Origin of the sequence: Pontibacter fetidus, from assembly GCF_010119545.1 — a bacterium.
GTDB classification, from domain to species: domain Bacteria; phylum Bacteroidota; class Bacteroidia; order Cytophagales; family Hymenobacteraceae; genus Pontibacter; species Pontibacter fetidus.
In genome coordinates this window covers 62,931-81,070 of sequence record NZ_JAAEAA010000004.1, presented here as the reverse complement: position 1 = coordinate 81,070, position 18,140 = coordinate 62,931, and the positions used below count along the sequence as shown (strand labels likewise).

Annotated in this window: 18 protein-coding genes; 8 read left to right on the top strand and 10 right to left on the bottom strand. The window is 44.8% G+C overall.

Going from position 1 to position 18,140, the window contains the following annotated elements; genetic code table 11:
* The first annotated feature begins 8 nt into the window (after positions 1-8).
* The gene (locus GWO68_RS04010) at positions 9-257 is read left to right on the top strand and encodes a hypothetical protein (protein WP_235941923.1); all 249 of its coding nucleotides are present in this window, start codon (positions 9-11) and stop codon (positions 255-257) included.
* 140 nt (positions 258-397) lie between these two features.
* Here GWO68_RS04010 and GWO68_RS04005 read toward each other — a convergent pair whose 3' ends face one another.
* Positions 398-1,582 carry a proline dehydrogenase family protein gene (locus GWO68_RS04005; protein ID WP_162345132.1) on the bottom strand — a complete coding sequence of 395 codons (1,185 nt, stop codon included), beginning with the start codon at positions 1,580-1,582 and terminating at the stop codon, positions 398-400.
* Between the two features lie 163 nt (positions 1,583-1,745).
* Here GWO68_RS04005 and GWO68_RS04000 point away from each other — a divergent pair, with 163 nt between their 5' ends.
* The 3 genes from GWO68_RS04000 to GWO68_RS03990 all read left to right on the top strand — a co-directional run bounded on the left by GWO68_RS04000 (position 1,746) and on the right by GWO68_RS03990 (position 5,270).
* Positions 1,746-2,837 carry a bifunctional 3-deoxy-7-phosphoheptulonate synthase/chorismate mutase type II gene (locus tag GWO68_RS04000; RefSeq protein ID WP_162345131.1) on the top strand — a complete coding sequence of 364 codons (1,092 nt, stop codon included), beginning with the start codon at positions 1,746-1,748 and terminating at the stop codon, positions 2,835-2,837.
* Between the two features lie 172 nt (positions 2,838-3,009).
* Positions 3,010-4,047 (top strand): 3-dehydroquinate synthase, encoded by a 1,038-nt coding sequence (gene aroB / locus GWO68_RS03995; protein WP_162345130.1) that lies wholly within the window; start codon positions 3,010-3,012, stop codon positions 4,045-4,047.
* Entirely contained in the window at positions 4,044-5,270 is a 1,227-nt protein-coding gene (locus tag GWO68_RS03990) for a 3-phosphoshikimate 1-carboxyvinyltransferase (RefSeq protein ID WP_162345129.1), read from the top strand. Before aroB ends, GWO68_RS03990 begins: the two co-directional genes overlap by 4 nt.
* Positions 5,271-5,292: 22 nt before the next feature.
* Here GWO68_RS03990 and GWO68_RS03985 read toward each other — a convergent pair whose 3' ends face one another.
* The 8 genes from GWO68_RS03985 to GWO68_RS03950 form a co-directional block, all read right to left on the bottom strand.
* Positions 5,293-6,054 (bottom strand): ABC transporter substrate-binding protein, encoded by a 762-nt coding sequence (locus tag GWO68_RS03985; protein ID WP_162345128.1) that lies wholly within the window; start codon positions 6,052-6,054, stop codon positions 5,293-5,295.
* An 88-nt stretch (positions 6,055-6,142) separates the two neighbouring features.
* Positions 6,143-6,385 (bottom strand): hypothetical protein, encoded by a 243-nt coding sequence (locus tag GWO68_RS03980; protein ID WP_162345127.1) that lies wholly within the window; start codon positions 6,383-6,385, stop codon positions 6,143-6,145.
* 11 nt (positions 6,386-6,396) lie between these two features.
* Entirely contained in the window at positions 6,397-6,639 is a 243-nt protein-coding gene (locus tag GWO68_RS03975) for a hypothetical protein (protein WP_162345126.1), read from the bottom strand.
* Positions 6,640-6,745: 106 nt separating this feature from the next.
* Positions 6,746-7,816, bottom strand: coding sequence for a M42 family metallopeptidase (locus tag GWO68_RS03970; protein WP_162345125.1), 1,071 nt, complete (start codon positions 7,814-7,816; stop codon positions 6,746-6,748).
* Positions 7,817-7,925: 109 nt separating this feature from the next.
* Positions 7,926-9,485, bottom strand: a complete 1,560-nt coding sequence (locus tag GWO68_RS03965; protein ID WP_162345124.1) for an acyl-CoA carboxylase subunit beta — start codon at positions 9,483-9,485, stop codon at positions 7,926-7,928.
* A 185-nt stretch (positions 9,486-9,670) separates the two neighbouring features.
* Entirely contained in the window at positions 9,671-10,057 is a 387-nt protein-coding gene (locus tag GWO68_RS03960; protein ID WP_162345287.1) for an endonuclease domain-containing protein, read from the bottom strand.
* A 157-nt stretch (positions 10,058-10,214) separates the two neighbouring features.
* Positions 10,215-12,821, bottom strand: a complete 2,607-nt coding sequence (locus tag GWO68_RS03955; protein WP_162345123.1) for an ATP-dependent Clp protease ATP-binding subunit — start codon at positions 12,819-12,821, stop codon at positions 10,215-10,217.
* 113 nt (positions 12,822-12,934) lie between these two features.
* Positions 12,935-13,540: a WbqC family protein gene (locus GWO68_RS03950; protein WP_235941922.1), complete on the bottom strand. Its 606-nt coding sequence runs from the start codon at positions 13,538-13,540 to the stop codon at positions 12,935-12,937.
* Between the two features lie 152 nt (positions 13,541-13,692).
* Here GWO68_RS03950 and GWO68_RS03945 point away from each other — a divergent pair, with 152 nt between their 5' ends.
* Positions 13,693-14,583: a lysophospholipid acyltransferase family protein gene (locus tag GWO68_RS03945; protein WP_162345122.1), complete on the top strand. Its 891-nt coding sequence runs from the start codon at positions 13,693-13,695 to the stop codon at positions 14,581-14,583.
* 77 nt (positions 14,584-14,660) lie between these two features.
* On the opposite strand, the gene GWO68_RS03940 is transcribed toward GWO68_RS03945, so the two are convergent.
* On the bottom strand, positions 14,661-15,287 hold the full coding sequence (locus tag GWO68_RS03940; protein WP_162345121.1) for an L-threonylcarbamoyladenylate synthase: 627 nt from the start codon (positions 15,285-15,287) through the stop codon (positions 14,661-14,663).
* Positions 15,288-15,540: 253 nt separating this feature from the next.
* Here GWO68_RS03940 and mltG point away from each other — a divergent pair, with 253 nt between their 5' ends.
* The 3 genes from mltG (at position 15,541) to GWO68_RS03925 (ending at position 18,096) form a co-directional block, all read left to right on the top strand.
* Positions 15,541-16,611, top strand: coding sequence for an endolytic transglycosylase MltG (gene mltG / locus GWO68_RS03935; protein WP_162345120.1), 1,071 nt, complete (start codon positions 15,541-15,543; stop codon positions 16,609-16,611).
* Positions 16,612-16,723: 112 nt separating this feature from the next.
* Entirely contained in the window at positions 16,724-17,137 is a 414-nt protein-coding gene (locus tag GWO68_RS03930) for an acyl-CoA thioesterase (protein WP_162345119.1), read from the top strand.
* A complete protein-coding gene (locus GWO68_RS03925; RefSeq protein WP_162345118.1) occupies positions 17,134-18,096 on the top strand; it encodes a YihY/virulence factor BrkB family protein in 963 nt (320 codons plus the stop codon). The genes GWO68_RS03930 and GWO68_RS03925 overlap by 4 nt, the downstream gene beginning before the upstream one ends.
* Positions 18,097-18,140: the final 44 nt, after the last annotated feature.

Here is an 18,140-nt window from a genome sequence, read left to right as displayed (position 1 = left end):
TTTCTGGTATGAACTTCAAAATCGAAACCAAAACACTTAATTACAAACACAAAATGAAAAATTTATTCAAATTCGCCGTTGTAGCTTTCGCTCTAGTTTCTTTCACTGCTTGCGAAAACAAAGAAGCAACTACTGAAACTGAAACTACTGAGACTGAAACTACAATCGAAGAAACTACAGTTGATACAGCTGCTACTACAGTAGACACTACTTCAACTACAACTACTACTACTGATTCTGCTACTGTAGTTCAGTAATTAACACCAGAACTTTAGGTTTACATTTATAGTTCTAAAAACACGTAAGAAGTCCCCTGTGCCACGGCGCGGGGGACTTCTTATTTTTATGGCAACTATAAAAGCCTGCTGGTTATAGCAGGCTTTTTAGGTTATAGTTACTATCTGGCTTTTTTGCGGCGCTGCATCTCTTTGTTGATGAGCGTAAACTCGCGGCTGCTCTGGCCGGCAATGGCTGTGTTCTCGTTAGCACGGCGCAACAGGTAAGGCATTACTTCTCTTACAGGGCCGTAAGGTACATACTTGGCTACGTTATAACCCGCATTTGCCAGGTTATACGACAGGTTATCGCTCATGCCAAACAGCTGTGCAAAGTATACGCGCTCGTCGTTGCGGGCAATGTTATATTTGTCCATCAGTTCCATCAGCAGGTAACAGCTTTGTTCGTTATGTGTACCGGCGCAGATAGAAATTCTATCAATATGCTCCACACAAAACTTTACAGAGTTATCGAACAACTCATCTGATGCATTTTTGGTTGGGTTTATCGGGCTTTGGTAACCTTCTTCTGAGGCACGTTTGCGCTCTTTTTCCATGTAGGCACCGCGCACCAGTTTGCCACCCAGGTAATAATTTTTGGCCACCGCATTCTCGTAGTCACGCTTTATGGCATCCAGGCGGTCGTGGCGGTATAGTTGGTAGGTGTTGTAAACAATGGCTTTCTCTTTATTGTAAAGCTCCATCATCTCATAGGTCAGGTTGTCAATCGTATCCTGAATCCAGCTTTCTTCGGCATCTACAAACACGCGCACATCGGCATCATAACAACGTTTACAGATAGTGTTTACACGCTCGCGGCCACGGGCAAAAGCAGTTTTTTCGGCATCTGTTAGGGTAGCGCCGCTTTGTACTTTCTCCAGCAGTTTAATATCGATCAGGCCGGTAACTTTAAAAACCGAGAACGGGATTGCCTTGTTGCCGCGTGCTTTCTCAACAGTTCTTAAAAGCTCGTTCATGGTGGCATCAAAACTCTGCTCGTTGCCTTCGCCTTCTACCGAGTAATCCAGTATCGTTCCTATGTTGTAGGCACTCAGTTCTTTAATGGCGCGCTCCGATTCTTCGATGGTTTCGCCGCCGCAAAAATGGCTGAACACGGTAGGTTTTATAATGAATTTAACCGGCAGGTGCAGGTTAATGGCCGTATTTAAAAGCTTTCCGCCAACCTTTACAAGGGTATTGTTGTTCATCGTCTTGAAAAGCAGGTACATTTTGTACAGCTCGGCATCAGATTTAGATGAAAAAGCAACGGCGGTGTCGTCGAATGATACGTTGGTAACAGGGTTCATAAATTGGATTGTATTGCAGCGCAAAGATAGTGTATCAGTAACAGTTATCCATTTGTTTTTGTGTAAGATTTATAGTTGCAACCCACTTAGCACGCGGCTTTTAAACTTGTAATTATACTTTGCTTTTTAAATTGCACTACCTTTGCGATAAGCGTTTTTATAAATGGAGTTTAAGGAAGAAGATAATTTTTTCAGGCAACTGACCGGAGCAAACTATAGGCCGATAATGATAGCCGGCCCGTGCAGCGCCGAAAGTGAAGAGCAGGTAATGCAGACTGCGCTGGCTTTGCGCGAGCAGCAAGTGGATATATTCCGGGCTGGCATCTGGAAGCCTCGCTCTAGGCCGAACACCTTTGAGGGAATTGGTTTGCAGGGCCTGCAATGGCTGGGTCGTGTAAAGCGCGAGCTAGGTATGCGCGTAAGTACCGAAGTTGCCACTGCCCGCCACGTAGAAGAAGCCCTGAAGCAGGAAATTGATGTGTTATGGATTGGGGCCAGAACTACCGTTAATCCCTTTGCTGTACAGGAAATTGCCGATGCTTTGCAAGGTGCTAAGGTGCCTGTAATGGTTAAAAACCCGGTAAACCCAGACCTGGCTTTATGGATAGGAGCACTGGAACGCGTGTATAATGCAGGTATAACCGATGTGGCAGCTATACACCGTGGCTTCTCGAGTTACGAAAAATCGAAGTATAGAAACGTGCCTTTCTGGCAAATACCTATTGAGCTGAAATCGAAGTTCAGAAGCTTGCCGCTTATAGTTGACCCAAGCCACATTGCCGGTAACCGCGAGCTACTTTTGCCTGTAGCCCAGAAAGCGCTTGACCTGGGCTATGATGGCATCATGTTGGAATCGCACCCTGATCCGGCCAATGCCCTAAGCGACCCTGACCAACAGGTAACGCCAGCTGGCCTGGCAGCTATACTTGACAAACTACAGGTTCGCAAAACCACTTACGACGACCAGGAGCTGATAAACCGTGCCGAGAAGTTACGTTTACAAATTGACGAAGCCGACCAGCAGATTTTACGTGCTTTGGCGAGACGTATGGAACTGGTGGAGCAGATCGGGCACTATAAAAAGCAGAACAACGTACAGGTTTTGCAAATAAGTCGCTGGAAAGAGATCTTCCGTAGCAGGCCGGAGTGGGCAACAGAACTGAGCATGAACCCCGACTTTGTAGCCGAACTCTACCGCTTAATCCACACAGAATCTATCCGTATACAAACCAGAATTTTAAACGGTGATAGTTAAAGAGTTTGGGAGTTTAGGAGTTGAAAAAGGATGAGTTAGAGAAGTTAGGATGAAAGATTTGCTCCCCGATGTCTCATTCCTGATTTTATACTTCGAACCTCTCTAACTCCCTAAATCTTTAACTATAAATTCATTTTCTAACTTTTTAACTTCCAAACTTTCTAACTTCAAAGTGTTTGAAACTATAACTATAGGCGCTGATGCATTAAAGCAATTACAAGAATTGTTGCAGAACCGTGCGTTCAGTAAAGTGGCTGTACTTTTTGATGAAAATACACTGCACCATTGTTACCCGCTGGTAAAGCCATACTTGCCAGAGCATCAACTCATTCAAATACAAAGCGGCGAAGTCCATAAATCTTTGCAGACCTGCGAAAACATCTGGCAACAAATGACGGACCTGCACCTGGACCGATGGTCGGTGCTGGTAAATTTGGGTGGCGGCGTGATTGGCGATATGGGCGGTTTTTGTGCAGCTGTTTACAAGCGCGGTTTATACTTTGTACAAGTGCCAACTACACTCTTATCGCAGGTCGATGCCAGCGTAGGCGGCAAAACAGGTGTAGATTTCCGTGGACTTAAAAACCATTTAGGTGTGTTTAAGGAGCCAGTGGGTGTTTTTATCTATCCTGATTTTCTACAGACCTTACCGCAGCGCGAGATAAAATCCGGGTACGCTGAAATTATAAAACATTGGCTTATTGCGGATGCTGAAATGTTTGAGGAACAACGGCATGTAGGGCTTTTTACAGAGAACTGGGAAGAACTGATACGTCACTCGGTAAGGATAAAAGCTGCGGTTGTGGAGGCTGACCCACTGGAAGGCGGCTACAGGAAAGTGCTGAATTTTGGCCATACGATTGGCCATGCCGTAGAAAGTTACCTGCTTGAAAAACCCGGTCGAGAACTACTGCACGGCGAAGCCATCGCCATCGGCATGATCGCAGAAACGTACCTGTCAGTTAAAAAAGGGTTGCTTGATAAAAAATCCTTAGATAAGATTGAGACTTTTCTGGTATCCGTATATGAGAAAGTGCCTCTTTCGGAAGATGACATCCAAACTATAAGCCGCTTTGCGCTACAGGATAAAAAGAACACGGGCGCAACTATAAACTGTACTTTGTTGGAACGTATAGGTAAAGCCGTGTACGACCAGCCCGTTACCTTACCCGAAATTCAGGAGGCTTTACGCTATTACTCTTTGATATGATAAAAACTGCTACGCTCACACATCCTACGGGTATACTTAAAGCAACTATAGACCTGCCTGCATCCAAGAGTGAAGCAAACCGCGCCTTAATTATAGCAGCTTTGGCAGGCGGAAACGCAACTATAGAAAACCTTTCCGAAGCCAACGATACCCAACTGCTAAACCGTTTACTGCAAACCGATACCGAAACGGTAGATGCTGAGGATGCCGGAACTGTGATGCGTTTCCTGACAGCGTATTATGCCGTTACAGGCCAGCAGAAAACCCTGACTGGAACCGAGCGCATGTGCCAGCGGCCTATTAAAGTTTTAGTGGATGCCCTGCGTGAGTTAGGCGCAACGATAGATTACCTGAAAGAAGAAGGGTTTCCGCCTTTAAAGATCAACGATTTTAAGGGTAATGGTAAAAAGCACCTGAAAGTACGCAGCGACATCAGCAGCCAGTATATTTCTGCGTTGCTTATGATAGCACCTTTGCTACCCGACGGATTGGTGCTGGAGTTGGAAGGCAAGATCGGAAGTCGTCCTTACATCGACATGACACTGGCACTGATGCAGCACTTTGGCGTATCAGCAACGTTTGAAGAAAATACGATCACGGTAGCACACCAAAACTATAAGCCAGCCACTTTTACTGTAGAGCCCGACTGGTCGGCGGCGAGCTACTGGTATAGTATGGTGGCATTGGCAAAGGAAGCTGAAATTACCTTACCGGGCTTAAAACGAAATTCATACCAAGGCGACAGCGCTATAGTTGACATCATGAACCGGCTGGGCGTTTATACCGGATTTACAGAAAACGGTGTTGAGCTTTCTAAAAAGCATTGCCAAAAACGCTTAGCCTATGACTTTACCAATTGTCCGGATCTTGCCCAAACTATAGTTGCCCTGTGCGCTGCCTTAGGAGTTACCTTAGAAATGACCGGGGTAGAAAGCCTGCGCATTAAAGAAACCGACCGAATACAGGCATTACAAATAGAAGTGCTAACTATGGGGGCGTCACTAAATGAGATCACGCCCGGCGTTTTCCGGATGGAGCCCGCGATTATTACCAAACGCGAACTTGCTTTCAGAACATACCAGGACCACCGTATGGCCATGGCTTTTGCACCAATTGCCTTGCTCGAGCCCGTACAAATCCAGGAACCAAGTGTAGTACGCAAATCCTACCCGGGTTTCTGGGATGATCTGGAAAAAGCGGGTTTTAAGGTGGTTATGAGCTAGTAATTAAGCAGGTTACTTGCAATTATACTTCAGCAATTACACTCTGTAGGTACGCCGGAGCTTTAGTAAGCCTGCTACCATACCAACTGAACATCTCGCCATCTACCACTTTTATAGTTGCTTTTGGGCATAGCTCCTGAAACTCGGCAATGTGTTTTTCCTGGAAAGGGTAAGGCTCAGAGGATAGTAAAATGAGTTGAGGATCAGCTTGCTGCAATTGCTCGGGTGAAATCTGAGGATAACGATCCAGGTCGGAAAAGATATTTTCGAAACCGCATAATTGCAGCATATTGTCTATAAAATTGTTGCCGCCAACAGCCATATAAGGCTTTCGCCAGATAAAATAAGCTGCTTTTATAGGTGGCTGCGCTGGCTGTAGTTGTGCAAATCTGGTTACTATAATTTGGGTTAGCTGCTGCGCTATAGTTTGTGTGCCTGTAAGTTTGCCAACCTGTCGCATCATTTCCAGCGCATCTTCCAAAGTATAGATATCGCTCATCCAAACATTATACTTCTGCTGTAAAGCTTCAATACCTTCTTTATAGTTTTCCTCTTTATTGCCGATGATCAGGTCGGGTTGTAGCTCGGCTATTATATCAAATTTAAAATTCTTGGTGCCACCAACTATAGTTTTGCTTTTTACCTGGGTGGTTGGGTGAATGCAGAATTTAGTAACACCAACTATACGGTCGGCCAAGCCTAAATCAAAAAGCAGTTCGGTTTGTGATGGCACCAAAGAAATGATACGCTGCGGAAGTTGCAGCAACATAACTTTTCGGCCCATTTGGTCGGTAAAAGAAAGCAATGATTGATGAATAATGATGAATGAATAGTCAGGAAACACTCACAGTGTCTTTCAGACCTGTGAGTGTTTACGGTTTGGCAAAATATAGTTTCTGGCGCTGCTTCAGGCCAACAAACGGAACCAGTGATTTCAGAACATCCACACCTGTCATTCCTATTTTTCTTCTTCGCAATTCAATTATAGTTACAATGTAGATCAACAGCGACAGAAAGATAAACGTGGTTATCTCAGCATCTTCGCGTGTAGTAATATAGATAGTCAAAGCCGTCCATGGCAGCACCATTAAAATCCAGAAAAAGTAGCGGTTCATAATTGTAGTCTTTATGGTTTAGCAAAATACAAGCGTTTCCATTCATGATAACCTACGCCTGGCACCATCGCTTTTATAGTTGATGCCAGGTTCATGCCAAGCTGCCGGCGACGAACATTGGTGGCTATCAGGTTTAGGATGAGTGTGTTGATGGCAAATACCCACGGAAAGGGAGCACCATCACGAAGCAAAACAGTAACTATAAGCGCCAGCCACGGGAGCCAGATCAGGAGCCAGAATTGATAACGTTTCATGGGGAGCGGGTTTTATAACAGTAAGTTACAGTATTATCCCTAAAAACAAAACCCCAAAGCTCTCGCGAGGCCTTGGGGTTTTATACTTGGCTAAAAGTATAAGGTCTTATTTCAGGTATCGGAAATCCTGCTTGTCTTCAATTTTCAGTATCGTTTCGTAGATCAGTTTGATCACATTCTCCACATCATCCTTATGCACGGTCTCTACAGTAGTGTGCATATACTTCAGCGGAAGCGAAATAAGCGCCGAAGCCACACCAGCATTAGAATAAGCAAATGCATCGGTGTCGGTGCCGGTTGCACGTGAAACAGCCGAACGCTGGAACGGAATTTCTTTTTCCTGGGCTGTATTGATGATCAGGTCGCGCACATTGTTTTGTACAGCAGGTCCGTAAGCTATAACCGGTCCTTTACCGCAATGGATATCGCCGCTGGTTTTCTTCTCATACATCGGTGACTGCGTGTCGTGTGTAACGTCAGTAACTATAGCTACATCCGGCTTAATGCGGTGTGCGATCATCTCTGCACCACGTAAACCAATTTCTTCCTGCACTGCATTTACAATGTATAAACCAAATGGCAGGTTGTGCTTGCGCTCATGTATCAGGCGGGCTACTTCAGCTATCATAAAGCCACCTACACGGTTATCCAGTGCACGACCAACATAGAATTTATCGTTCATCACGGTAAACTCATCTTCGAAAGTAGCTACGCAGCCAACGTGTATGCCCATCTTCTCCACTTCCTCGCGGTTAGCAGCACCACAGTCTAAAAATACCGTTTCTATAGTTGGTGCTTTGTCCTGCTCTACTTTGCGCACGTGTATGGCCGGCCATCCGAAAACAGCTTTCACTATGCCTTTAGCTGTGTAGATATTTACGCGTTTCGAAGGTGCGATCAGGGCATCGGAGCCACCGTTGCGCTTCAGGTAAATATAGCCTTCCGGGGTAATGTAGTTCACAAACCAGCTGATTTCATCGGCGTGTGCTTCTATCACTACTTTATACTCTGCCTCGGGGTTAATTACACCTACCACGGTGCCGTAAGTATCTACAAAGTAATCGTCAATGTATGGTTTTATATAGTCCAGCCACAATTTCTGCCCTTCCGACTCAAAGCCGGTAGGAGAGGAGTTGTTCAGGTATTTCTGCAGGAAGTCGAAAGATTCTTGTCTCATGCTTGGGTCTTTAGGGTTTAAAAATTAGAAATTAAAAATCAGAAAACCATGTTTTGCAGCGATTTTTACACACCAATTCTAATTTCTGTTTTTTTAATTTCTAATTAAATTAAAGCGGAATGTTGCCGTGTTTCTTGCGTGGTAGCGTTACCGCCTTGTTTTCCAGCATCTTAAATGCTTTTATTAATTTAGCACGGGTTTCAGACGGAAGTATAACCTCATCAATAAAACCACGATGCGCGGCACGGTACGGTGTTGCAAATTTGTCTTTATACTCCTGTACTTTCTCAGCAAGTTTAGCCGCAGGGTCTTCAGCTTCGGCAATTTCGCGCTTAAAGATGATCTCAGCGGCTCCCTGTGCACCCATTACGGCGATCTCGGCAGTTGGCCAGGCATAGTTCATGTCGGCACCAATGTGCTTGGAGTTCATAACGTCGTAAGCGCCACCATAGGCCTTGCGGGTGATAACCGTGATACGCGGAACAGTTGCCTCGCAGAACGCATAAAGTAGTTTAGCACCGTTGGTGATGATGCCACGCCATTCCTGGTCTGTGCCTGGTAAAAAGCCCGGAACATCTTCCAGAACTAAAAGAGGCACATTAAAGCAATCGCAGAAACGTACGAAACGGGCAGCTTTGGTGCTGGCGTTAATATCCAGTACGCCGGCAAGCACAGCAGGCTGGTTACCAACTATACCAATGCTGCGGCCACCCAAACGGGCAAAACCAACTACAATGTTATCGCCAAAATTCTTGTGTACTTCAAAGAAAGAGTCGGCATCAATAATGCCTTCAATTACTTCACGGATGTCATAAGGTTGGTTCGGGTTTTCCGGAACTATAGTATCAAGCACAGAACGGGTTTCGTCTTGTCCGGCTTCGTAAGGCAAGGCAGGAGGCAGCTCTTCGCAGTTCTGAGGAATATAGCTCAGTAATTTTTTGATGTGGTTGATACATTCTACTTCGTTGGCACAAGAGAAATGTGTAACGCCGCTCTTGGTGCTGTGCGTGCTCGCGCCGCCCAGTTCTTCCGAAGTTACATTTTCATGTGTTACTGTTTTCACCACGTTTGGACCAGTCACGAACATGTAGGACGTGTCTTCCACCATCATGATAAAGTCGGTGATGGCAGGCGAGTAAACCGCGCCACCCGCGCATGGCCCCATAATAGCCGAAATCTGAGGGATAACGCCGGAAGCCAGTGTATTACGGTAGAAGATATCCGCATAACCACCCAGTGATACCACACCTTCCTGGATACGCGCACCACCAGAGTCGTTCAGGCCGATAACCGGAGCACCATTTTTCATGGCCAGCTCCATTATCTTCACGATCTTCTCTGCATGTGTTTCAGAAAGCGAGCCACCTAGTACCGTAAAATCCTGAGAGAAAACATACACCAAACGACCGTGCACAGTACCATAACCGGTTACCACACCATCGCCTAAGTAATACTGTTTATCCAGGCCAAAATCCTTCGAGCGGTGCATTACAAACTTGCCGATCTCTTCAAAAGAGCCTTCGTCCATTAGTAAATGGATACGCTCGCGCGCAGTTAGTTTGCCTTTTTTGTGTTGTGCATCTATTCGGTCTTGTCCGCCACCCAGCAATGCTTCCGCGTTTTTGCGGTCCAGTGTTGCCAGTTGGGCTTCTCTGATTTCTCCAGCCATGTAAATTGTTGTATAACTAATTTATAATGTACAGTCTATATATTCCCCAAATTTAAAAACTATACTCCGAATTAAGGTATAGTTCTATACTTTTTTGGATATATAGGTTGAGTATATGTTTTTAGATGAGGTGAGAATTTGAGATACGTAATTGTGACTATCCCCTTGAGGGGATTATAGGGGTGTTAACTTTTGCAGAGTTGTCTATGAAGTCTTTCAACTTCCTGCTCTAAAGATCTCAACACATTTGGCATGTTCTTTTTTACTTCCAAATCATCAAATCTTATAAATGTGATACCGTACTTTTCAATTTTAGCTTGTTTGAAAATATCATAGTTAATATTGTAATCGTGACTGCTTCCATCAATTTCAATGGCAAGCTTAATTTCATGGCAATAAAAGTCAACTATAAAATCCAGCATCGGGACTTGCCTATGAAAATGGATGCCAAGTAATTTTCTTTCTTTGATTTCCTGCCAAAGCAATATTTCAGAGAGCGTACTATTTTTTCTGAGCTCTCTGGCCTTTGCTTTTAGATCTTCTCTATAGGGTATAATTCTGTTTCTATTCATCTCAAAGATTAACCCAATAATATTAAACACCCCTGTAGTCCCCTCAAGGGGACAGTTCACCTTTTACGTTCTGATTAAACTGAGCACTAAAACTGAAGTTGTCAATAATAAAAAAGGCCACCCAAACCGGGTGGCCTTTCTCTATAGTTTAAGAAAACTATTCTTTCGTCGACTTGTCGCCGTCAGTAGACTTAGTTGGCTCTTTGTTTTCATCTATCTCATCAGAAGCTAAATTGCTTTTCGCTTTTTTGCCGCTTTTTTTAGATGTAAACGTAAGCTGTTCTTTGCCTTCTTCGTGATCAACCTGGATAACATCGCCCTGGTTTACTTCGGCTTTCAGTATCTCCTCCGCAATCGGATCTTCGATATATTTCTGAATAGCTCGGTTCAACGGACGGGCACCATACTTCGGATCATATCCTTTTTCAGCAACATAGTCTTTCGCTTTATCGGTAAGCTCGATCTTGTAACCAAGCGTTTCGATGCGTTTGAACAGTTTGCTAAGCGAGATATCGATGATCTTGTGCATATCCTCACGGTTAAGCGAGTTGAACACGATCACGTCATCCAGACGGTTCAGGAACTCAGGCGAGAAGGTTTTCTTCAGTGCACTGGCAATAGTTCCTTTCATAATATCATCTACGTTGTCCTGCTTAGACTTAGACATGAAACCGATACCGGCTCCGAAGTCTTGTAAGTCGCGGGCACCAATGTTAGATGTCATAATGATGATCGTGTTACGGAAGTCAACCTTGCGGCCTAATCCATCTGTCAATATACCATCGTCCAGCACCTGCAGTAACAGGTTATACACATCCGGATGCGCTTTCTCGATCTCGTCGAGCAGTACTACTGAGTATGGCTTACGACGGATCTTCTCGGTAAGCTGGCCACCTTCTTCGTAACCAACGTAGCCCGGAGGCGCTCCCACCAAGCGAGACACACTGAATTTCTCCATGTACTCACTCATGTCAATTCTAACCAGCGAATCTTCTTTATCGAACAGGTAGGTAGCCAGCACTTTGGCAAGCTCGGTTTTACCAACACCAGTCGGGCCAAGGAATACGAACGAACCAATCGGCTTTTTAGGGTCTTTCAGACCAACGCGTGTACGCTGGATGGCTTTCACCAATTGCTTGATAGCTTTTTCCTGACCAATTACTTTACCGCTCAGTTCATCAGCCATGTTCAATAGTTTCTGGCCTTCGTTCTGGGCGATACGCTTCACAGGAATACCTGTCATCATGGCAATAACTTCTGCCACATTTTCCTCTTTTACTGTGTAGCGCTTTTTCTTGGTCTCTTCTTCCCAGTTCTTTTTCGCTGATTCGAGCTGGTCAATAAGTTTTTTCTCCTTGTCGCGTAGCTGTGCAGCCTCTTCGTATTTCTGGCTCTTCACCACACGGTTTTTCTCGCCTTTGATATTCTCTATCTGCTCTTCCAGCTTCAGGATATCTTCCGGTACGATGATGTTGTTGATGTGCACGCGCGCACCAGCTTCATCCAACACGTCAATTGCTTTGTCTGGTAAGAAACGGTCGCTCATGTAGCGGTCTGATAACTTAACGCAGGCTTCAATTGCTTTGTCGGTATAGTTTACGTGGTGGTGATCCTGATACTTGTCTTTGATATTATTCAATATTTCTACCGTTTCTTCCGGTGTAGTTGGGTCAACCATTACCACCTGGAAACGACGGGCCAACGCACCATCTTTCTCGATGTACTGGCGGTACTCATCCAGTGTAGTAGCACCGATGCATTGAATCTCGCCACGGGCAAGTGCAGGCTTAAACATGTTAGAGGCATCCAGGGAGCCGGAGGCGCCACCGGCACCAACTATAGTATGCAGCTCATCAATGAACAGGATCACATCCGGAGATTTTTCCAGTTCATTCATCACAGCTTTCATACGCTCTTCAAACTGGCCACGGTACTTGGTACCAGCTACTAAAGAAGCAAGATCCAAGGTTACCACACGCTTATTGAAAAGCACGCGGCTAACTTTTTTCTGGATAATGCGCAGGGCTAAACCTTCGGCAATGGCAGTTTTACCAACACCCGGCTCACCTATAAGTATAGGGTTATTCTTTTTACGGCGGCTCAGTACCTGGGCCACACGCTCGATCTCTTTCTCACGGCCAACTATAGGGTCCAGCTTATCGTCTTCGGCTAACTTGGTTAAGTCGCGGCCAAAGTTATCTAATACCGGCGTGCGCGATTTCTCGCCCGGTTTTTTGCTGGTGCTGCCTGCTCTTGAGGAAGATGAGCTTCCAAATAATTTGTCTGAATCGTCAGAATCATCCGTATCTGACGACGCTAGCGGATTATTGCTATGATAATCCAGAGAGTCTCTTATTGCTTCGTAGTTCACGTTAAATTTCGCTAAGATTTGAGAAGAAATATTGTCCTCGTCCCGAAGGATGGACAGTAGGAGGTGCTCTGTTCCTATAATATCACTTTTGAAGATCTTTGCCTCCAAATAAGTGATTTTGAGTACCTTCTCAGTTTGTTTTGTAAGCGGGATGCTGCCGGTAATGTTGCTGTTTTGCGAAGCAGTATTTCGTGTAGCCTGTTCTAAAGCGTACTTCAGTTCATCTATCGAAACACCCAACTTCTTCAGCAGGGCGATGGCAGTACCTTCTCCTTCCCGGATCATACCCAGCACCAGGTGTTCAGTGCCGATGTAATCGTGTCCGAGACGAATAGCTTCCTCACGGCTGAGTGAGATAACCTCTTTCACTCGGTTTGAGAATTTAGCTTCCATGTATAATTATTAATCTAAAAAAAAGTCTAAAAAGATAATTGGTTGAGGCTGACAGGATTAGCCTACTTCTAAACACACCAGACAGCCTAAATGTTCAGCTTTCTGGCCAAGCTTTATGTAAGATAAGTTAGTGATGCCGGCCCTTGTGTAAACAATAAGTCAATTATACTCAACTCTGGTACAAATTGTTTGCCAAATACTTGCGTATAGGGGTTTACGTGCAAATTGTCAGGAATGATTTTAGGATGTATCCTGTTTCGCAGGTCCAGCACGTTTGTTGGCACTTCTGACTGGTATGCTTCTGTGAAAAGTAAGGGCTTATTTAGCTTAAGTAATTTAAGATAAAGCTTTAGTAATTCAAAGTTAAGGTCAAATAAATATTTTGGCTGCCGCTCATATACTTGCTGAATATAGTCGCTGTAAAATTCAAAATACGGTGCGCGGCCATAGGCAGCCTGTATCGTGCGCCAATGCACATTATACCATTTCTGGCTATAGTCTATTTCAATTTCAGTTATTATGGTTTTGTCTTTGCTGTTGCCTTTAAGTATAGGTACACTAAGTGGCACAACGCCCTGCGCTGTCAGTACATGGCAGCGATTGCGGTAACTCTGCTTCACATAATTCTCATGCTGCTCAATAAGCAAACCATCAGACTGAAGCACCTGCCGGAAATACTGAACCGACGGGTTGTACATAAGTTCGGTGAGTAAGATCAAGTTATAGATAGAAAGTTAGAAAGTTAAAAAGTTAGTGAGGTAAGAGTTGAAAAATCTTGTATGAAATATCTTCATAGCTGCTAAATAAGCATGAATTCTGATATTTCATAATCCAGTAGCTAGGTCGTACCTTTACAGCGCAGTTAATACCTATGGCCAAAGATCAGCAAATACCTTTTTATTACTTTCCGCTTGAGCTTGTACTCAAAGGCTTATCGTTGTTGCCGTTGCCGGTTTTATACCTGCTGTCAGACCTGCTATACTTTATAGTTTATTATGTGGTTGGTTACCGCAAAAAGGTAGTTCTTACTAACCTGCGCAATTCATTTCCTGAAAAACCGGAAGCTGAGATACAAAGTATAGCCAACGCATTTTACCGGCAATTTGCTGATATAGTGGTAGAAATACTAAAGCTCCGCTCTATGAAGAGTACTGAAATGGAGCGCCGTGTTGTTTTCGCTAACCAGAAACTGCTGGATAATTTTGTAATAAGTGGAACGCCTGTTATAACGATGGGTTCGCACTCGTGTAACTGGGAGTGGGTACTTTCGGCCGGGGCAGTGCAGTTTGGTTTTCCGGCTGAAGGTATCTATAAGCCACTAAATAACCCGTTTTTCGAGGATTTTATGTTCAGGACGCGAAGCAGGCTGGGTGCTCGGCTTATTAAAATGAAAGATACGCTCCGTGATTTTGCTGCTAACCGCCACGTACCCCGCGTTATTGCCATGCTATCTGATCAAACACCCTTATGGAGCGAAATAACTTTCTGGACCACGTTCCTAAACCAGGACACACCTTTTTATGAAGGAGCCGAAAAGCTGGCTAAAAAATTTAAATACCCTGTCCTGTTCCTGGATATAAAACGCACCAAACGCGGACATTATACTTTAACTTTTGAAGTGATATCGGATGGCACATCTGATACTGTGCCGATAACAGAAATATTTGCCCAAAAGCTGGAAGCCGCCATCCGTCGTGCCCCCGCCAATTACCTCTGGACCCACAAACGCTGGAAACACAGGCGACCGCAGGTTGCAAGTTAGAAAGTTAAAAAGTTTAGAAGTTAGAAAGTGCTTTTAGTTATCACAACTTTCTAACTTATACTTTTCTAACTTTCTAACTATAAAAACTCTTCAATATCGCCGGCGCCCTGGCGGAGCACTTCAAAGTCGTTGGAGGCGTCTACAACTGTAGAGGCGATGTTGTTGCCCGGGCCTCCGTCAATTACCATGTCCACCAGGTTTCTATATTTCTCATAGATTAGTTCGGGGTCGGTGCTATACTCCAGCACTTCATCTTCGTCACGTATGGATGTGGAAAGGATTGGGTTACCCAGTTCGCGTACCAAGGCCAGCGCGATCTCATTGTCTGGCACCCTGATACCAACTGTTTTCTTTTTAGCAGCGGTATACTTAGGCACATTGCTATTTGCATTAAGTATAAACGTAAACGGTCCCGGCAACGCTTTCTTCATCACCTTATAGGTAGGCGTATCTATTTTGGCATAGTCTGAGATGTGGGTCAGGTCGGAGCAAATAAAGGACAGGTTAACCTTATCAGGCTTTACCCCTTTTATCTGGCATACACGCTCAATGGCGCGGGCATTATGTATGTCGCAGCCCATGCCGTAAATGGTATCGGTCGGGTAAATGATCACGCCACCATTACGCAGAATCTCTGCCGCCTCGCGTATCTTTTTTTCTTGTGGATTATCGGGGTGTATCTGTAAAAAGGTAGCGTTACTCATAGTTTTATAGTTAGGCTATAGTTTAAAGTATAAAGTGTGAATACTGTTTTCGGGCATCAAACGTTTTGCTGGCGTCTAAGGCAATTGCAACACAGGCTATACTTTGATTAAAACAAACCGACGCGCTCCTGCAAAGATAATTCATGCATTCGCAGGGTTACGCATTCGCAATTAGGAACATAAGTGTTATTTTTGTCGGTTGAATTAAAAAGGCCGGAATTTATAGTTACACCCGTGCCTCTACCAGAATTTTATGGCTAAGAAAGTGGCTACCTCCAAAAGAAAGAAAAAAGAAAAAAGTAAGGTTATACCTGCGCTGTCAGTGCTGTTTGTGCTGCTGTTTGTGTCGTTCTCGTATTACGCGTACCAGATCGTGTATACCGATAATGTCGATACCAAAGACCAGGCAACCTTTGTATATATCCCGACCGGCGCTACTTACGAGCAGGCAATGGATTCCATTGAAGCAACCGGTGTCATTATCGATCCGCTGTCGCTACGCTTTATGGCCAAGCTGATGGACTATGACCAGCTAGTAAAGCCAGGACGCTACGAACTGAAAGATGGTATGGGCAACCGCCAACTGATCGGGAAACTGCGCCTGGGCGAACAGACTCCGGTTAAGCTAACCTTTACCAATATCCGTTTGCGCAGCCAGCTTGCCGAAAAGCTTGCCACCGAAATTGAGCCATCAGCTGAGGAAATAGATGCCCTGTTAACGGACCCGCAATACCTGGAAGCGCTGGACTTTGATACCACCAACGTCGTGAGCATGTTTATCCCGAACACTTACGAAGTATTCTGGACCATTACGGCAAAAGAGCTGATGGAACGAATGAAATCGGAGTATGATAAGTTCTGGACCGAAGAGCGCCTGGAGAAAGCTGAAAAACTGAATTTAACGCAGCAGCAGGTATCTACACTGGCATCTATCGTGCAGGCCGAAACTATAAAGAACGACGAAAAACCGCGCGTGGCAGGCGTATACCTGAACAGACTTGAAAAAGGCATGTTATTGCAGGCCGACCCGACGGTGGTTTTTGCCGTTGGTGATTTTACGATCCGTCGTGTACTGAACGTGCACTTGCGCCACGATTCGCCTTACAATACTTACCGGTATAAAGGTTTGCCTCCGGGGCCAATCAACCTGCCAAATATCTCAAGTATAGATGCGGTACTTAATCCTGAAAAGCACGACTATATTTATTTCTGCGCCAAGGAAGACTTCTCTGGTTACCATAGTTTCGCGACCAACGTAGCCGACCACCAGGCCAACGCCCGCCGTTACCAGAAAGCCCTGAACGAGCGTAAGATCATGAAGTAATTTAATTGTTGAATGGCTGAATTGTTAAATTGTTGATCAGATAAAGTATAAATCCGGATTAATAATTAACAGTTTAGCCATTTAACAATTTAACCATTAAACCATTTAAGCAGTGTTCGAATCAGAAGTACAGATACGTGTGCGTTACGCCGAAACCGACCAGATGGGCTATGTATACTATGGCAACTATGGCGCTTATTATGAGGTAGCACGTACCGAAGTGTTCCGCAGGTTGGGCATCCATTATAAAGAGATGGAAGCCACCGGAACCATGATGCCTGTACTGGAGCTCAAATGCAAGTATATCCGCCCGGCAAAGTACGACGACCTGCTTACGATAAAGCTTTTTGTAAAGCATAAGCCGCATGGCACACGTATAAAGTTTGAGTATGAAGTGTATAACGAGGAGCAAACGCTACTGAACATAGGGGAAACCACGATGGTGTTTGTAGATATGCAGACTGGCCGCCCAACCGCAGTGCCCGAACTGATACACCAGAAAATGGATTCGTATTTTAGCGAATGAAGTATAACCAGCAATATCTGAAGCGCCGCCGGGCTTACCGTAAGTTTATCGTTTTCCTGAAAAGGTGGCGATTTAACAACGGGCAGTCGTCAGTGTACGAAGTAGCTGATGTGTTGCTGGGCGAACTGCGCCTGGACTCCATCACCAAACGTGCATCGTACATGGCGTTTAACTTTACGCTGGCAATTTTTCCAAGCATTATTTTCCTCTTCACACTCATACCTTATATTCCGAGTGTTTTGTCGCTGGACCTGAGCGAGAGTATCCTCAACTTTATTGCCGATTTCCTGCCCTCCGAAATGTACACGGTGGCGTACGGAACTATAGAAGATATCGTGAACAAACCACGCGGGGGCTTGCTATCATTCGGTTTTTTGTTTGCGTTGGTACTCTCTACCAATGGCATCATGTCGCTGATGGACGCTTTTGACAAGAAATACCATACCTTTTACAAACGCACTTACATCCGGAAACGCCTTATTGCAACCTTGCTTACGGTGGCCTTATCGCTTATACTTTTCACGGCGGTGGCAGCTATCTTTTTCGGGCAATGGATACTGGATGCGCTGGTGTTTTATGAAGTAGTAACAGAGAGCTATACCTATACTTTGATCGTGATCCTGAAGTATGTGGCGATCGTGTTGCTGTTTTTGCTGGCTACTTCGCTTATCTACTACTACGTACCGGCTATCGAAGACAAGTGGCCTTTCTTTTCTGCGGGGGCTGTGGTAGCAACAGGGCTAATCTTTTTGGTGTCGATGATTTTTTCGATGTACATCAGTGCGTTTGATACCTACAACAAATTCTACGGCTCTATTGGGGCCTTAATTGGTCTGATGATCTGGCTCGACTTTATTTCGATGATTCTGATACTAGGCTTTGAGATAAATGTAAGTATAGATTCGGTTACGAAGCGCCTGGTGCGCCGCAAAACTGCTTTGGCAGGTAAAACCGCGTAAGTAAGTCTGAAATTTTTCTTGTTCTTTATCAGGGGTTTATACTT

Coding starts and splice junctions, on each gene's coding strand:
- GWO68_RS04000 (WP_162345131.1), top strand. CDS start 1,746: ATGGAGTTTAAGGAAGAAGATAATTTTTTCAGGCAACTGACCGGAGCA.
- GWO68_RS03925 (WP_162345118.1), top strand. CDS start 17,134: ATGAAGTATAACCAGCAATATCTGAAGCGCCGCCGGGCTTACCGTAAG.
- mltG (WP_162345120.1), top strand. CDS start 15,541: ATGGCTAAGAAAGTGGCTACCTCCAAAAGAAAGAAAAAAGAAAAAAGT.
- GWO68_RS03965 (WP_162345124.1), bottom strand. CDS start 9,485: ATGGCTGGAGAAATCAGAGAAGCCCAACTGGCAACACTGGACCGCAAA.
- GWO68_RS03960 (WP_162345287.1), bottom strand. CDS start 10,057: ATGAATAGAAACAGAATTATACCCTATAGAGAAGATCTAAAAGCAAAG.
- GWO68_RS03990 (WP_162345129.1), top strand. CDS start 4,044: ATGATAAAAACTGCTACGCTCACACATCCTACGGGTATACTTAAAGCA.
- GWO68_RS03955 (WP_162345123.1), bottom strand. CDS start 12,821: ATGGAAGCTAAATTCTCAAACCGAGTGAAAGAGGTTATCTCACTCAGC.
- GWO68_RS03985 (WP_162345128.1), bottom strand. CDS start 6,054: ATGGGCCGAAAAGTTATGTTGCTGCAACTTCCGCAGCGTATCATTTCT.
- GWO68_RS03945 (WP_162345122.1), top strand. CDS start 13,693: ATGGCCAAAGATCAGCAAATACCTTTTTATTACTTTCCGCTTGAGCTT.
- GWO68_RS03970 (WP_162345125.1), bottom strand. CDS start 7,816: ATGAGACAAGAATCTTTCGACTTCCTGCAGAAATACCTGAACAACTCC.
- GWO68_RS04005 (WP_162345132.1), bottom strand. CDS start 1,582: ATGAACCCTGTTACCAACGTATCATTCGACGACACCGCCGTTGCTTTT.
- GWO68_RS03940 (WP_162345121.1), bottom strand. CDS start 15,287: ATGAGTAACGCTACCTTTTTACAGATACACCCCGATAATCCACAAGAA.
- GWO68_RS03975 (WP_162345126.1), bottom strand. CDS start 6,639: ATGAAACGTTATCAATTCTGGCTCCTGATCTGGCTCCCGTGGCTGGCG.
- GWO68_RS04010 (WP_235941923.1), top strand. CDS start 9: ATGAACTTCAAAATCGAAACCAAAACACTTAATTACAAACACAAAATG.
- GWO68_RS03980 (WP_162345127.1), bottom strand. CDS start 6,385: ATGAACCGCTACTTTTTCTGGATTTTAATGGTGCTGCCATGGACGGCT.